The organism is Stenotrophomonas maltophilia group sp. RNC7 (assembly GCF_030910085.1).
GTDB lineage: Bacteria > Pseudomonadota > Gammaproteobacteria > Xanthomonadales > Xanthomonadaceae > Stenotrophomonas > Stenotrophomonas sepilia.
The window spans coordinates 1-341 of record NZ_JAVFVN010000107.1 but is presented as its reverse complement, the minus strand read 5'-3'; the positions used below and the strand labels follow the sequence as shown (position 1 = coordinate 341).

1 protein-coding gene is annotated in these 341 nt (G+C 53.4%); it reads left to right on the top strand.

Going from position 1 to position 341, the window contains the following annotated elements; all coding sequences use genetic code 11:
• A partial coding sequence (gene bet, locus RCF13_RS01225; protein WP_308140744.1) for a phage recombination protein Bet occupies positions 1-341 on the top strand: 341 nt, incomplete at both ends.

Sequence of the window (341 nt, the reverse complement as noted above, 5' to 3'; positions counted from 1 at the left end):
ACGACGAATTCAATCTGTTCATGGAGGCAGCGCGGTCTTATGGCCTAGATCCTTTCCGCAAACAGATTATGCCTCTCGTTTTCGGCAAGAACGCTAAGGATCAATCCAAGCGCCGCATGTCGATTGTAGTCTCTCGCGATGGCCTACGTGTCATTGCCCAACGCTGCAAGAACTACCGGCCCGCGTCAGAGCCGGCTGAAGTTATCTTCAACGATGAACTGAAATCGGCAACGAACCCGAAGGGCATCGAATATGCCCGCGTTTACCTCTGGCAGCAGGACAACAAGGGAGAATGGTTCAAGGTCGTTGGCGAGGCCTATTGGGATGAATTCGCCCCACTC